Origin of the sequence: Chryseobacterium sp. PCH239 (assembly GCF_018924625.1) — a bacterium.
GTDB lineage: Bacteria > Bacteroidota > Bacteroidia > Flavobacteriales > Weeksellaceae > Chryseobacterium > Chryseobacterium cucumeris.
This window is the reverse complement of record NZ_CP073027.1, coordinates 4,411,624-4,426,732: the sequence shown is the minus strand read 5'-3', so window position 1 is coordinate 4,426,732 and position 15,109 is coordinate 4,411,624. Positions and strand designations below refer to the sequence as shown.

The 15,109-nt window shown below is 36.0% G+C and carries 12 protein-coding genes; 6 read left to right on the top strand and 6 right to left on the bottom strand.

Annotation, left to right across the window (positions count from 1 at the left end; all coding sequences use genetic code 11):
* Window positions 1–72: 72 nt before the first annotated feature.
* From KBP46_RS20390 to KBP46_RS20375, 4 genes are all read right to left on the bottom strand, one after another.
* Entirely contained in the window at window positions 73–981 is a 909-nt protein-coding gene (locus KBP46_RS20390) for a LuxR C-terminal-related transcriptional regulator (protein WP_216444023.1), read from the bottom strand.
* A 14-nt stretch (window positions 982–995) separates the two neighbouring features.
* Window positions 996–1,358 carry a hypothetical protein gene (locus KBP46_RS20385; protein ID WP_216444022.1) on the bottom strand — a complete coding sequence of 121 codons (363 nt, stop codon included), beginning with the start codon at window positions 1,356–1,358 and terminating at the stop codon, window positions 996–998.
* Between the two features lie 490 nt (window positions 1,359–1,848).
* Window positions 1,849–3,744 carry a molecular chaperone DnaK gene (gene dnaK / locus KBP46_RS20380; protein ID WP_216444021.1) on the bottom strand — a complete coding sequence of 632 codons (1,896 nt, stop codon included), beginning with the start codon at window positions 3,742–3,744 and terminating at the stop codon, window positions 1,849–1,851.
* Between the two features lie 201 nt (window positions 3,745–3,945).
* On the bottom strand, window positions 3,946–4,650 hold the full coding sequence (locus KBP46_RS20375; protein WP_216444020.1) for a hypothetical protein: 705 nt from the start codon (window positions 4,648–4,650) through the stop codon (window positions 3,946–3,948).
* 241 nt (window positions 4,651–4,891) lie between these two features.
* On the opposite strand from KBP46_RS20375, the gene ppk1 reads away from it, so the two are divergent.
* From ppk1 to KBP46_RS20345, 6 genes are all read left to right on the top strand, one after another.
* Complete coding sequence (ppk1, locus tag KBP46_RS20370) at window positions 4,892–6,964, top strand: polyphosphate kinase 1 (RefSeq protein WP_062674120.1); 2,073 nt, start codon at window positions 4,892–4,894, stop codon at window positions 6,962–6,964.
* The gene (locus tag KBP46_RS20365; protein ID WP_062674117.1) at window positions 6,961–7,845 is read left to right on the top strand and encodes an exopolyphosphatase; all 885 of its coding nucleotides are present in this window, start codon (window positions 6,961–6,963) and stop codon (window positions 7,843–7,845) included. Before ppk1 ends, KBP46_RS20365 begins: the two co-directional genes overlap by 4 nt.
* A gap of 333 nt (window positions 7,846–8,178) precedes the next feature.
* On the top strand, window positions 8,179–8,832 hold the full coding sequence (locus KBP46_RS20360; protein WP_062674115.1) for an NAD-dependent epimerase/dehydratase family protein: 654 nt from the start codon (window positions 8,179–8,181) through the stop codon (window positions 8,830–8,832).
* A 285-nt stretch (window positions 8,833–9,117) separates the two neighbouring features.
* Window positions 9,118–12,156: a choice-of-anchor I family protein gene (locus KBP46_RS20355; protein WP_216444019.1), complete on the top strand. Its 3,039-nt coding sequence runs from the start codon at window positions 9,118–9,120 to the stop codon at window positions 12,154–12,156.
* 92 nt (window positions 12,157–12,248) lie between these two features.
* The gene (locus KBP46_RS20350; RefSeq protein ID WP_123279313.1) at window positions 12,249–13,076 is read left to right on the top strand and encodes a Sir2 family NAD-dependent protein deacetylase; all 828 of its coding nucleotides are present in this window, start codon (window positions 12,249–12,251) and stop codon (window positions 13,074–13,076) included.
* A 92-nt stretch (window positions 13,077–13,168) separates the two neighbouring features.
* The gene (locus KBP46_RS20345) at window positions 13,169–13,561 is read left to right on the top strand and encodes a DUF3060 domain-containing protein (protein ID WP_216444018.1); all 393 of its coding nucleotides are present in this window, start codon (window positions 13,169–13,171) and stop codon (window positions 13,559–13,561) included.
* A 131-nt stretch (window positions 13,562–13,692) separates the two neighbouring features.
* Here KBP46_RS20345 and KBP46_RS20340 read toward each other — a convergent pair whose 3' ends face one another.
* Both KBP46_RS20340 and KBP46_RS20335 read right to left on the bottom strand, forming a co-directional pair.
* Window positions 13,693–13,941 carry a NifU family protein gene (locus KBP46_RS20340; RefSeq protein ID WP_002977212.1) on the bottom strand — a complete coding sequence of 83 codons (249 nt, stop codon included), beginning with the start codon at window positions 13,939–13,941 and terminating at the stop codon, window positions 13,693–13,695.
* Between the two features lie 47 nt (window positions 13,942–13,988).
* Complete coding sequence (locus KBP46_RS20335; RefSeq protein WP_062674106.1) at window positions 13,989–15,095, bottom strand: Mrp/NBP35 family ATP-binding protein; 1,107 nt, start codon at window positions 15,093–15,095, stop codon at window positions 13,989–13,991.
* Window positions 15,096–15,109 lie beyond the last annotated feature (14 nt).

The window sequence follows — 15,109 nt, the reverse complement described above, 5'->3', positions numbered from 1 at the left end:
AACAAAGTTTTTTTATTGAGATGATTTAAGAATTACTGATTACAAAATATGTAAAACAGATATAAAATTTCGTTAATTATCTACCAGAGACTTAAGGAATTGATAAAGATTCACATCTGATCCGAGGTTGAGTTTTTTTCTCAATCTGCTTTTCTTTATCTGTACAGATCTGTGTTGCATAAAAGTAAACTCAGCAATGTCTTTGGAAGAGAATCCTAACCAGATTAAAGCACAGAATGCCAGATTATCCTTAGTTAAATCCGGATTGATCGCCAATAGCTTTTGAGAAACATTAGGATAAACTTCATGAAACTTTTCCAAAAAACTAATATCATTATTTTTAGCCAATTGAATTAAATCTTCATGTACTCCTGAAATTCTTCTCTCCAATACTTTGGTTTCATCTTCTTTTCTGGAAATTATTTCTTTGCTTTCTAAGATTACTTTCTTTTTTTTATGATTCTGATAATATAAATAAGCCAATACTAACAAAATTAAAAAAATTATAATGCTGCTATAAATAAATATCTTTTTTTTGAGTGTTTTATTTTCTTCTGTTTTTTCTTTTTCTATTGTTTTTATAGATAACTCTACACCTTTGGCTTGTGAGTTTTCCAGGCTGTCTTTTAATTTTATATAATATTCCAGATATTCTTTCTCCTTTTCTAAATTACCCGAATTTTTATAACATGATATTAAAAGCTTGTATATATTTTTAGTATGCTCAATCGTTTTTAATTTTTTATTGTATTCAAGAGCTTTATCTAAAAATACGATTGCTTTTTCATAATTTTTTTCTTTAAAAAAATATTGTGCATAATAGTAATAAAAGACAGATATCTGATAATCATTAGGGTCATGTTTTTTTTTGCTTATTATATCCATTCCCTGACCAAGATAGGCTTTAGCAGAATTTTGGCTGGGTTGATATTCAATATAATGATTAGCAATTTGAGAGGTCGTGCTTAAGCTTTCATACAATAGAGAGGATTGTTTTAAATAATAGAGCGCAGAATCCAGATCTTTTTTTCATAAAGAAAATTTGCTCTTGTAGTATACACGTAAGATAAAAATTTACCCCTTCTATCCTTATCTTCAATTTTATTTCCGTAATATCCCCCTTTAGAATTATACTTCAGACCTGTATCATACAGCTTCATGACATAATAGGCCTGCGAATATTCCTGATAGAGCTTAGCAATTGTAAAAAAATCAATCTCGCTTTCGTTTTTATGTAATATGCTCTCTGCTGCATTCAGATTTTTTATACTTTCTTCTCCATTTCCTAAATTCCAGCATTGATTGGCAATATTGATATGAGCCCAAATTATTCCTCTCACATAGTTTTCTTTTTTCATTTTTTCTAACATCTCCTTATTCCAAAGAATAATTTTTTCTCTGGGAATATTTTTTTTCCCCATTTCTTTAGGCGTATTCAAAAGAATTGAGTCATACTCTTTATATTTAAGATCTTGGGAAAACAGGAGTCCAGATGAGAAAAGAAACCCAACTGTAAATAAAAATTGAAATATGTGTTGAAAGTATTTCATTACATGCTAAAATAAAAATATTTTTAGAAAATAGCATTAAATTAATTAAATAGGAAACATATTTTATATATCATATATTTTTCTTAAACCATATTGCTTTTTATCTACATCTTTTTAATTGCTATTCGGTAAAATAATAATCTAATTCAAACTAAGAAATCTTCTGAAGAGTTATAAATAATATAAATATTAGAAAGGGTACAAAAAGATGAATGGAAAAATAGATGCATAAAAAACCCGCTTTAAAGTTTAAAGCGGGTTTAAATTATTTATTATTTATTATTTATTAAATCAATAATTATTTTACTTCTTCGAAGTCAGCATCCTGTACATCCTCAGCTCCGGCGTTTCCACCTGCATTCTGAGCACCTGCTGCATCAGCACCTGGCTGTTGACCTGCTGCATATAATTCTTCAGAAGCGGCCATCCAAGCTGCATCTAACGCTTCAGTTTTAGCTTTTACGTCATCAGCATTTTTAGCTTCAAAAGCTGTTTTTAATTCTGCATGAGCTGCTTCGATTGCTGCTTTTTTGTCAGCAGAAAGTTTCTCACCGAATTCTTTCAATTGTTTTTCAGTCTGGAAAATCAATCCATCAGCCTTGTTGAAGATTTCAACTTCTTCTTTTCTCTTAGCATCCGCTGCAGAGTTTTCCTGAGCTTCTTTCTTCATTCTTTCGATTTCTTCGTCAGAAAGACCTGAAGAAGCCTGGATTTTGATAGACTGCTCTTTACCAGTTCCTTTATCTTTAGCAGATACACTTAGAATACCGTTAGCATCAATATCGAATGTTACTTCAATTTGAGGAACTCCTCTTGGTGCTGGTGGGATATCCTGAAGATCAAATCTACCGATTTCTTTGTTATCGTTGAACATTGGTCTTTCCCCCTGTCCTACTCTGATGCTTACAGCCGGCTGGTTATCAGAAGCTGTAGAGAATACTTCAGATTTTTTAGTTGGGATCGTAGTATTAGCTTCAATTAATTTTGTGAATACAGAACCCATTGTTTCGATACCTAAAGAAAGTGGAGTAACGTCAAGTAATAATACATCTTTTACATCACCTGTCAATACACCTCCCTGGATTGCTGCACCAATAGCTACAACTTCATCCGGGTTTACTCCTTTAGATGGTTTTTTACCGAAGAATTTTTCTACTTCTTCCTGGATGATTGGGATTCTTGTAGAACCACCTACCAGGATCACTTCGTCGATATCAGAAGTGGATAAACCAGCATCTTTTAATGCTTTAGCCACAGGCTCCATAGATCTTCTTACAAGATCAGCAGATAATTGCTCGAATTTAGCTTTTGTTAAAGTCTTCACTAAGTGTTTAGGACCTGTAGCAGTAGCTGTGATATATGGTAAGTTGATTTCAGTCTGAGGAGAAGAAGATAATTCAATTTTCGCTTTTTCAGCAGCTTCCTTCAATCTTTGAAGAGCAATGGCATCAGCTTTTAAATCTACACCTTCTTCAGATTTGAACTCATCAGCCATCCAGTTGATAATCACATCATCAAAGTCATCACCTCCCAAGTGGGTATCACCGTTTGTAGATAATACTTCGAATACACCGTCTCCCAAATCAAGGATAGAGATATCGAAAGTACCACCCCCAAGGTCATATACTGCGATTTTCTGATCTTTATGGTTTTTATCAAGTCCATACGCTAACGCTGCAGCTGTAGGCTCGTTGATAATTCTTTCTACTTTAAGACCTGCAATTTCACCTGCTTCTTTAGTAGCTTGTCTTTGTGCATCGTTGAAGTATGCAGGAACAGTAATTACCGCTCTTGTTACTTCCTGTCCAAGATAATCTTCAGCAGTCTTCTTCATTTTCTGAAGAGTCATTGCAGAAATTTCCTGTGGAGTATATTCTCTATCGTCGATTTTTACTTTTACTGTATCGTTTGGTCCGGCAACTACTTTATAAGGTACTCTTGTGATTTCAGAAGCATCATCTTTAAAGTGGGTTCCGATAAATCTTTTGATAGAGTAAACAGTTTTTGTTGGATTCGTTACAGCCTGTCTTTTTGCAGGATCACCTACTTTTCTCTCTCCGTCTTCCGTAAAAGCTACGATAGAAGGAGTAGTTCTCTTACCTTCTGCGTTAGGAATAACAACAGGGTCTTTACCCTCCATTACAGCAACACAAGAGTTGGTTGTTCCTAAGTCAATTCCAATTATTTTACTCATAATATTTTATATTTTTTCTATTTTTAATTTAATTTACACTCTCAATTTCTCAATATCTGTACCATTCAAAAAATTATGACAAAATGACACAATAAAAATAAAAGCCCCGATAAAATCGAGGTTTTGAAATTATATTCAGGAAAAAAAATCATTTTTTATGTATGAAGATATGTCAACTTCTCCTCTATGAGGTGAAAGATACTATTTACTTTCTTTTAAAACCCGGATTAAAAAATACCCAAGGTCAGGATCTACGGAATATATCCTTCCAGTATTAATGCCAACTCCCATTCCATTAGCTCCAAAACCTGCACCGTCTATTCCAATGCCTGAAAAGCTGTAGAATTTATTAAACTGCTCCGGCTTCCATTTTACCCATACTGCCATTCCAGTAATTCCTCCTTTTACTATTTTAACCTCTTCATTTTCCTTTATTACTACAGTTGCAAATGTATTGTCTTTTACTTCTTTTCTGGCTCCGTTTACTTTAAACTTTGACGTATTTTCACTATTTAAAACGGGTTCCCCAATAATATAAATTCTATTTTTTTCAATCAGCAGACTTTGATCTTTGATATCAGAATCCCGGATATGATAAGTATCCAATATCAGTTCAGACTCATTTTGTTTATCTCCTTCTTTGAAACTCACAATATAATAGGCATTGGCCCCTGCATTCTTTGCTTCATCGCTAATAGCTGTAAACAAATGTCCGAGGTAGGTACCGGGATAATAAGCTTTATATCGTCCTAAAAAAGCAGATTTATAGTTTTCCTGATTCTGTAAAGGAATCATAAATTTCTGAGGAGACAGGTTTTCCAAATTTCCTTTTTCCAAGACCTCTACATATTGACTGTATCCCCAACCAAATAACTGTAGCAGAAGTATAATCGTAATTTTTTTCATGGTTACAAATTTTTATAATTCTTTAAAGCATTTTCTCCAATGAATATATATCCTGATTAATGGCAAATAGTTCGTGATATAAATATATCAAAAACCACTGAAAACCAATTACTTTATAAGGAAAATCGAAAATCACAAAGAATAACTCACCAAACCTTTAAAAATTAATCAAAGTTTAACCTAAGAAATAGAGGAAGAATCTGTACGAATGATTATTTTTGATAAAATATACACATTTAGAATGTCAATACACTTTAATCCCCGAGATATTACTTGGCTTGCCTTTAATGAAAGAGTTTTGCAGGAAGCTATGGATGAAAAAGTTCCCTTACATTTAAGAATACGTTTCCTCGGAATTTTCTCCAACAATTTAGATGAATTTTTCAGAGTGCGTGTTGCCGGATTAAAGCGCGCCATGGATTTTAAGGAAAAAGTGATTGCCGAATCTTTTTATCAGCCGCCATCCAAGATCCTTCAAAGAATCAATGAAGTTGTGATGAGACAACAGCTGAATTTCGATAAAACCTGGAAAAAAATCCAGACCGAAATGGCTGATCATAAAGTTTTTATTAAGAATGCCAAAAACCTGACAGCCAACCAAAAAGAATTTGTGAGACAATATTTCGATGAAGTGGTAGAATCCAATGTGATCCCGATTCTCCTTCACGAAAATACTCCTATGCCTTATCTGAGAGACAAAAGTCTTTATCTGGGAGTGGCTATGAGAAAAAAAGACTGGCAGTATTCCAGCAATTATGCCATTATTGAAATTCCATCCCGCTTTGTGGGAAGATTCGTATTGCTGCCAACGGAAGATCCGGAAGAAAAAAATGTCATGTTACTGGAAGATGTGATTACCTTTAACCTTCCGCATATTTTCTCTTATTTCGGATATGATGAATTTGCAGCCAATGCATTCAAAGTAACAAAAGATGCAGAACTGGATCTGGATAATGATATCAGAACCAACTTTGCAGAAAAAATAGAAAAAGGTCTTAAAAACAGAAGAAAAGGGAAGCCCACCCGTTTTGTTTTTGATAAAGATATGGATAAAGCTTTGCTGGAACTTTTGATCAGGAAACTGAACTTAACGAAGAAAGACAGCATCATCCCTGGAGGAAAAATTCATAATTTCAAACATTTCATGGATTTCCCTGATGTTTTTGAAAAGTATGAAAGACCTGTAGAAAGAACTTCTTTTACGCATCAGGCATTTGAACATGGGGGAAGGGTGACTGACGTAATTTTAAAAGAAGATGTACTCCTTACCTTCCCTTATCACAAGTACAATCCGGTGATTGATCTTCTCCGTGAAGCCGCTATGGATCCGGATGTAAAATCCATACAAATTACAGCGTACCGTCTGGCAAGCAGTTCAAAAATTATCAATGCTCTGATTTACGCTGCCAGAAATGGTAAAGAAGTGACTGTGATGCTGGAGCTTCAGGCAAGATTTGATGAAGAATCCAACCTGGAATGGAAAGACATGCTGGAGCCTGAAGGAATTACTGTTCTTGTAGGAATTCCTAATAAAAAAGTACACGCCAAACTTTGTGTCATCAAAAAGAGAGCCCACAATAAAACCATTCAGTATGGCTTTGTAAGTACCGGAAATTTCAACGAAAAAACAGCCAGAATATATGGTGATCACCTGCTGTTGACCGCTGACCGCGGCATCATGGCGGATATCAATAAAGTATTCAATGTATTGAAAAAACCGAAAGATGACTTTATTCCTATTTTGAAAACTTGTAAAAATTTATTAGTTTGCCCTCAGTTTATGCGTGAAAAGATTGTTCACCATATTGATAAAGAAATCGAAGAGGCCAAGGCAGGAAGAAAAGCAGAAATCATCGTTAAAGTCAACTCAATGAGTGATCGTGCTCTGATTGAAAAAATATATGAAGCTGCCAAAGCCGGAGTGGTGACCAGAATGATCGTAAGAGGGATCTATTGTGCCGTCAATCAAAAGGAATTCAGAGAAAAAATAAAAGCCATCAGTATTGTAGACGAATATCTTGAACATGCCAGAGTCATGTATTTTTACAATAAAGGGGCCGAGGATATGTACATTTCTTCCGCAGACTGGATGACAAGAAACCTGGATTACAGAATTGAAGCAGCCGCTAAAATCACTGATAAAAACCTTAAGAAGGAATTAAAAGACATTCTGGACATCCAACTTAAAGATAACGTAAAGGCAAGGATTTTAGACAAAAAACTGAGCAATGAATACGTAAGAAATGATAAACACGAATGCCGATCACAAATAGAAACCTATAAATATTTAAAAGCTAAAACAAGCAAGAAATGAAGATAGCAGCGATAGACATAGGGAGTAATGCAGCCCGCCTTCTTATCAATGAAGTAAAGATCAACAACAGAAAGCCTGAATTCATCAAGCTCAACCTTCTCAGAATTCCTCTGAGACTGGGAATGGATGTTTTTACCATCGGAAAAATTGGTCCGGAGAGAGAGAAAATGGTCATTGATTCCATGAAGATCTTTAGTGACCTGATGAAAATATACAAAGTAGATCATTACAGAGCCTGTGCTACCAGTGCCATGCGTGATGCTGCCAACGGTAATGATATCATCAATCTGGTAAAAGATACATCAGGAATCAATATTGAAATTATTTCCGGTGATGAGGAAGCTACCCTGATTTATGAAAATCATGTTGCAGAAGGTCTTGATAAAGAATTTGCCTATCTATATATTGACGTTGGTGGAGGTTCTACAGAGCTTACCTTCTATGAAAATGGTAAAATGGTCTATGAAAAATCTTTCAACATCGGAACGATCCGTCTTCTCAATAATCTTGTGACTATGGACAACTGGAAAGAAATGAAGGATGAGATCAAAAAAAATATTGTCAGCAAAAAGCCAATTGTTGCTATCGGTTCCGGAGGAAATATCAACAAAGTATTCTCTATGAGTAAAACCAAAGACGGAAAACCGATGTCTTTGTCTCATCTGAAAAAGGTTTACAAAGAATTCAATGAGCTTTCCGTAGAAGAAAGAATGACCAACTACAACCTGAGAGAAGACCGTGCTGATGTACTGGTACACGCCCTGGGCGTCTTCAACAATGTGATGTCGTGGTCTGATATCAACAAAATTTTTGTTCCAAAAATTTCCGTAGCAGACGGATTGATCCATAATATTTACAGTCAGCTGCAACATAAAAAGTAACAACAAACAATACGATTGAAAGCCAGCCATTTTTGAGCTGGTTTTCTATTTTAAAAACATTTCCATGTCATTGCGAGGAACAATGTGACGAAGCAATTTCTATTATTAAGTTTTGGATAAAGCCAAGAGAAGGTGGCTCATTTTTTAAGGCGGGCTAAAGCCCACCCCTATTGAATTATTGAATCCGGACATTTAAGACAACATCTTTTATCTTTTATCTTTTATCTTTTATCTTTTATCTTTTATCTTTTATCTTTTATCTTTTATCTTTTATCAAAAAAATTAAAGTAAAACCTCATCCTCATCCGTCATACCCATATCAATAGCAAAGCAATGAACCCAATCAAAATACTTCTTACAGGAGCAACAGGAATGGTAGGCGAAGGTGTTTTAATGGAATGTCTTGAAAATCCAAATGTTTCTGAAATCCTGAGTATAAGCCGAAAACCCTCCGGGAAAACACATCCCAAGCTGAAAGAATACCTTGTCTCTGACTTCCTTTCAATAGATCTTCATGATGAAAAACTGAAAGGTTATGATGCCTGTTTTTTCTGTGCCGGAATCAGCAGCGTTGGCATGAAGGAAGAAGAATATACCAAAATCACTTACGATACAACGCTTCACTTTGCCAAAGCTGTTTTGAACCAAAATCCTGAAATGGTGTTCAACTACGTATCCGGGGCAAGTACAGACAGTACGGAGAGTGGAAAACTGATGTGGGCACGGGTAAAAGGCAGAACAGAAAATGATTTGAAAAGAATGGGTTTCAGAGGAGCTTATAATTTCCGTCCCGGATTCATGAAACCTGTTGAGGGTCAAACCAATGTAAAGTGGTTTTTTAAACCTTTTATTTGGATTTTTCCTATTTTTTTTCAGTCAAAATCATTAACTTTACACGAAGTGGGTAGAGCAATGATCAATGTGACACAAAAAGGATACCCTACATCTACTTTAGAAATTAGAGATATTAAAAATTTAGCGCTATGAGAGACATGTTAAAAAGAATTGTTCTGGTTATTTTTGTACTCTTGCTTGTGACTGCTGTTTCAGGATATTTTTATATGCAGAAACATCCTTTGGAAGGAAATAAATCAAGAACGATTTTAAATTTTCGGGAAAATCAGGAAAATAATTTCACTATAAAGTTTCTTATTCACATAATTTTTATTTTTTATTGGAAATAAACCTATTTTTTAAACATTTCTTAAAGTTCCATTAAAATAATTGCAAGGTATAAAGTTCATTTTTGTATTTATCTAATTGAAATAAAAAATGATCAACAACTACCTATTAAAAGGGTCTGTGATTGCCGCATTCTTCTTTCAGAGCGGTCTTTTCGGACAGACACTGATTCATTACTGGAATTTTAACGATAATACTTCTGCAGCTACAGTTACTACCCCTGCTTCTACGATGGTGAACGGTTCTCTTGCACCTATAGCAGGAGGAACAAGTGTCATCGATTTTGTCGGAGGTACCGGACAAAATTTTAGTCTGCAAAATTTAAATGCAAGAAACGGTGATGTTTCCGGAACCCATTTAAGATTCAATAATCCGATTGGAGGGGCTTTACAGTTTAATCTTCCTACAACGGGCTATAATAACATCGTTGTTAAGTTCACCACCAGAAGATCCGGTCAGGGAGCAGGAACACAGACATGGTCTTATTCCACCGACGGAACCACTTTTATGCAGTTTCAGACGGTGAATCCTCAGGATGCCGATCCACAATTGGTTACATTGGATTTTTCCACTATACAGGGAGCCAACAACAACCCTAACTTTAAATTAAAGGTAGAATTTTCCGCAACGGGAGGCGGAACAGGAGGAAACAATCGTTTTGACAACTTTACGGTGGACGCCACTCCTGCAGGAAATGTTGATACTACTCCACCAACAGTCACTTACCTGCCTGCCCATAATATCAATAACGCTTCAACGACTGTAAATCCAACCCTATCTTTCAATGAAAATGTAAGATTAACTGATAATTCTGCACTCAACAATTCCAATGCACAAAATCTTATTGAATTCCGTCTTGGAAATGCTACAGGTACACAAGTTCCGTTCACTACAACTTTCAGCAACAATACCATCACTGTAATCCCAACTTCCGGACTAGTGCCAGGGCAGACTTATTATCTGGCTCTCAAGCCCAATATGGTAGAAGATTTCAATGATAATGGGCTTACTGCCGTTACTTCCAGTACTTTTACCACTGCCGGAACAGCAATTTCTTTAGAAAAGAATTTCATCAAAGTTAATGAAAATTCAGGAAATCTTGCATTTAAAATCAATATTACCAATCCTTCTACCTCTACAGTGAATCTGGTTGTAAAGCCAGCACCGTTCAGTACAGCTGACGGTAATGATTTTACTTTAACTAATCAAACTATTAATATCACTCCATCTACAACGAGTTATACCGTCAATATTCCGATTATTGATGACACAGTGGCAGAACAGCAGGCTGAATATTTTGTGGTAAGCCTTGAAAATCCTGTTGGAGCTACTATTTCAGGAGACAATTCTGCAACGGTTTATATTGTAGATAATGATAAAGCGGCTCCGGTTCCTTCCCATCAGATCCAACTGAATTATCTTCTAAGTTTTGATCCTTCAGGAAATAATAGCAGCTCTACGGAAATTGTAGTTCATGATCCGTCAACACAACGTTTATTTACGATCAGCTCCATTACGGATGTTTTTGATATTATTGATTTCAGTAATCCTTCAATACCCTCAGTCATAAAAACAGTGAATATGGCTCCTTACGGTGGGATCACAAGTATCGCTGTGAAAAACGGAATTATTGCAGCCGCCTCTCCCAATACTGATCCTCAGCAAAATGGATCTGTGGTATTTTTTGACATCAATGGAAATTTCCTTAAGCAGGTAACTGTAGGAGCTTTACCGGATATGATAACATTCTCCCCTGACGGAACAAAAGTAGTTACTGCCAACGAAGGAGAGCCTAATGACGCTTATACTGTAGATCCTGAAGGAACTATTAGTATCATTGACATTTCCGGAGGTGTTGGAAATCTTACCCAAAGTAATGTAACGACACTTAATTTTAATAGTTTTGATAATCAGGTAGCAGCATTAACCGCTACCGGTTTAAGAAAAGTAAGAACAAATAATACCCTTTCTCAGGATCTGGAACCTGAATATGTAACCATCAGTGCCGACAGTCAGAAAGCCTGGGTAACCCTTCAGGAAAATAATGCCATTGCTGAAATTAATCTGGCTACCAAAACGATCACAGGTATCTGGGGATTGGGCAAAAAAGACATGAGTCTTCCGGGTAACGGATTTGATGCTTCAGACAATAATGGTGAGGTTCTAATCGCCAACTGGCCGGTAAAAGCGTATTATGTACCGGATGCAGTACAAAATTACAAAGTAGGAAACACCAACTATATTGTAACCGCTAATGAAGGTGATGAAAAGGATCTTTCAGGATTTAGCGAAAGAACGACTGTGGGAGCAAGCACTTATATTTTAGATCCTGTATTGTTTCCGAATGCCAATGTTTTAAAAGCTTCCTATAACCTCGGCAGATTCAGGATTTCATCTGCTACAGGAAATATGGATGGAGATGCAGAGTTTGAAGAAATGGCAGCTTTAGGGGCCCGTTCATTCTCTATTTTCAATGCTGATACTAAACAGATTGTATATGACAGCGGAGATCAGTTTGAACGATATATTTCAGCTTATCATCCTTTGATTTTCAATGCGGATAATGAGTCTAACGCTACTAAAAACAGAAGCCGCGCCAAAGGTCCGGAACCGGAAGGAGTAGCATTAGGAAAAATCAATGACCAGACGTATGCTTTCATTACTTTAGAAAGAACTGGTGGTGTTATGGTTTATAATATTACAGATCCTAATACCCCTACGTTTACAGACTACAAAAATTCCCGTTCTACTTCAGCATACGGAGGTGATAATGGTCCTGAAGGAATTATCTACATCGCTCCTGAAAACACTACAACCAATAAAGGTTATGTGATTATCGCCAACGAAATCAGCGGAACTTTATCCATATATGAAGTGGCCACGCCTGCAACACTAGGAACAGGTGAAATAAAAACCGAACAGGCCACCTTTACTATATTCCCAAATCCTGTCAACAAAGGAAATACTCTTTATTTTAACAGAAAACAGGATTATGAATTGTACGATATGTCCGGAAAATTGATCGGGAAAGAAAAGAATGCTTTAACCATAAGCACTGCTAACCTTTCTACGGGAGTTTATCTTGTAAAAACTTTGGAAGGACAGATCAAAAGAGTCATTGTAAGATAAAATATAATATTTAGTTGATTGAAAAAGCTTCGGAGATTCCGGGGCTTTTTTGTTACTGGAAAATTCATTAGTTTTAAACTTTTAATAACACAATGGAAAATCAATTAGAGAATATTATTCAACAAGTCTGGCATAAAGAAAAACGAAATCTCTTTACATTTCTTACCGGTGCAGGAATTTCATCAGACAGTGGTATTCCTACTTATCGTGGAATAGATGGAATTTGGGTAAAAGGAACTCAGTTTCACAAGCCTGAAGAATTTGGAACGTTACGTTATTTCAGACAGCATCCGGAAGAAGTTCTGCAGTATTCTCTTTTCAGAAAAAAAATGTTTGAAAATGCTTCTCCCAACGAAAGTCATTTTGCATTGGCAGATATTGAAACTCAACTTCAGGACAGATTTCATCTGCTTACCCAAAATATTGACAACCTTCACCGCCGTTCCGGAAGCCAAAGAATCTATGAAATCCATGGGAATAACCGGGAGATTAAATGCTCAAACGGATGTAAAGAAATTATGGATCTGCCTGTGGACATACAAAGCAAAGATCTGGATGAAGATCTTACCGCGAAAGATAAAGAACTTTTAACCTGTGCTCATTGCGGGCATTGGATGCGCCCGAATATTTTATGGTTTGATGAATATTATGATGAAAAAACGAACAAAAAATTCAGTGCACTTAAAATTGCCAAAAACAGTGGTGTTCTTTTTATTGTTGGTACTTCCGGAGCAACGAGCCTTCCTATTGCCATTGCCGAAACCGCACTCAAGTATGGAGCTTTTATCGTAGACATTAATATGGAAGACAATAACTTCACTGAGCTGATCAAAAATAAAAAGAATGCATTAATCATCCGGGAAAAATCTACTGAAGTATTAAAGGTAGTTAAAGAAATTATTACAAAAACCGTCTCCTGAAGCAACCTGATTATTTATGATGATTTAACTTTTAAAATTCTTGAAAAAAGCATTTTATATCTATATTTATCCTCAACAAAAACCAATTCACAATGAAAAATATTAAAACTGCAGGAATTCTTTGTTTCCTGCTGCTGGGAACAGCTACTGCATTTTCGCAATCAAGAAAAGTAGAATCTACAAAAGGAGTAGAAAAAACAGAAAGCGATAAGGTGGTACATGTAGAAGGTGTGGGCCACAAGCTGAATTACGCTCTCAATGGAGGCGTTGTTGAGGTAGAAGGTGGCGACAACACATTAACAGTCAAAGGAAGTGCTAAAAAAATTACGGTTTCAGGAACAGGTAATAAAGTATACATCGATAAAGTGGATAAAATCTCCATGGAAGGTGGCGGCAATATGGTCTACTACCGGACTTCCGGAACAAAATCAGGAAAGCCGGATGTTTCTATAGAAGGGGTAGGAAACAAAGTTGTAAAACAATAAAAACATTTTTTTTGAGTCTGAAAAATTTCATCATAAACCTGACGGGTTTGGTAGGCTTAGTGGACTCAATATGCAAATAAAAAGACAGGCCTTAAAAAAGCCTGTCTTTTTAAAAATATCTCAGATATATTTTACTCTACGTTGATTACCTTTTCGATTTCCGGAGCATGTTGTTTAATTGTATTTTCAACACCCAGTTTTAAGGTTGAAAAATTCAATGAACACCCGGAACAGTTACCTAAAAGTTTCACAAACACCTGATTATCTTTCACATCAATAAGCTCAATATCACCTCCGTCTTTATTCAAAAATGGTCTGATGCTTTCCAGAGCTTCCATTACTCTTGTTACGGTATCTTCGTGCGTTATGTTTGTTTCCATATTTTTTCAGTTCAATTCGGTTTTTTCAAATTTTATTGAAATTATTATTATTTTGCTTTTGGCGAGCATCCTGCCATCGTAGAAATCTTCACAGCTTCAGTAGGAGGAAGATTTTTATTTCTTTCCACTAAACTTTCTACCATTTTTCTGGCAGTTTCTGTGTAGATATCTGCAATTTTAGATCCTTCCTGAAGCGCAGCTGGTCTTCCAACGTCTCCTGCTTCTCTGATGCTTTGGATCAATGGAATCTCTCCTAACACCGGAATTCCAAGATCTTCCGCTAAATATTGTGCTCCCTGGTTTCCAAAGATATAATATTTATTGTCAGGAAGTTCTTCCGGTGTAAAATATGCCATATTTTCGATCAATCCAAGAACCGGAATGTTAATGCTTTCCATCTGGAACATCGCAATTCCTTTTCTTACATCTGCTAATGCAACATGCTGAGGTGTACTTACGATGACCGCTCCTGTTACAGGCACTTCCTGGATAATTGACAAGTGAATATCCCCTGTTCCTGGAGGAAGGTCAATTAATAAGAAATCCAGCTCTCCCCATGCAGCATCTCTGATCATCTGGTTCAAAGCTTTTGAAGCCATAGGACCTCTCCACACTACAGCCTGATTAGCGCCGGAGAAATATCCTATTGAAAGCATTTTAACTCCATAATTTTCGATAGGCTTCATCAGATTTTTACCATTCACTTCTACAGAAATTGGTTTCTGTCCCTCTGTATCGAACATGGTAGGAACTGAAGGACCGTAGATATCTGCATCCAATAATCCTACTTTAAAGCCCATTTTGGCTAACGTTACTGCCATATTTGCAGAAACGGTAGACTTCCCTACTCCTCCTTTACCGGAAGCAATAGCGATAATATTTTGAATTCCCGGAATTTGTTTTCCTTTGATCTGACTTTGCTGAATTTCACTAGGCTCCGGAGAAACGATTTTAAGTTTTAAATGAATGTCTTCTCCAAACTCACTGGCAAAAGCCTGTTTCATGGCAGCCTCCAGTTTTTTCTTTTCGTGCATTGCAGGTGAATGAGCAGTCATGTCAATATAAACATCGTTACCCATAATCTGAAGATTATTCACCAAATCGTCTACTTCTATTTCTTTAAGGAATTCCTGAACCTTTTCTTTCGTCAACATATAAATATAAATTG